The following is a 527-nucleotide window of genomic DNA, read 5'->3' on the forward strand; positions in this document are numbered from 1 at the left end:
GGACATGGCCGCCTACGATGCCGCGGTGGCCGACCCGGCCACCCGGGACCGGGTCGAGCTGGACGTGGCCGACGGCACCGCCCTGGGCGTGGCCGGGACCCCGACCTTCTACCTCGACGGTGAGCCGCTCACCGTGAACAGCCTGGAAGAGTTCACCGCCGCCGTCGAGGCCGCCACCCAGGACTGACCGCCCGGACCATCCGCGGCCACCCGGGCCAGAGCAGAGGACCGAGAGCAAAGGACTTCCCATGACCGACCGGCTCACCGAGCCCACCGCCCCGAGCGCCGCCTCCCCAGTATCGGCAGCCGGCCCGGCGCCGGCCCCGGCGTGGTTCACCGGGCGCCGGGCCTTCGGCCTGGTGCTGCTCGTCACCGGCGCCGTCGGCTGGATCGCCTCGGCGACCCTGGTCCTCGAACGCCTCGCCCTCTACGAGAACCCCGGCCACACCACCAGCTGTGACATCAACCCCTGGGTGTCCTGCGGACGGGTCATGGGCACCTGGCAGTCCGAGCTGTTCGGCTTCCCC

2 protein-coding genes are annotated in these 527 nt (G+C 73.2%); both read left to right on the plus strand.

Translation table 11 applies throughout. The annotated features are described in order from the left end of the window. The coding region (locus tag HMPREF3105_RS06845) for a DsbA family protein (protein WP_168168001.1) at positions 1-187 on the plus strand (187 nt) is incomplete at its 5' end. A 61-nt stretch (positions 188-248) separates the two neighbouring features. Continuing rightward, a partial coding sequence (locus HMPREF3105_RS13530; protein WP_305791338.1) for a vitamin K epoxide reductase family protein occupies positions 249-527 on the plus strand: 279 nt, incomplete at its 3' end.

It is taken from the genome of Micrococcus sp. HMSC31B01 (assembly GCF_001816085.1).
Lineage (GTDB): Bacteria > Actinomycetota > Actinomycetes > Actinomycetales > Micrococcaceae > Micrococcus > Micrococcus luteus.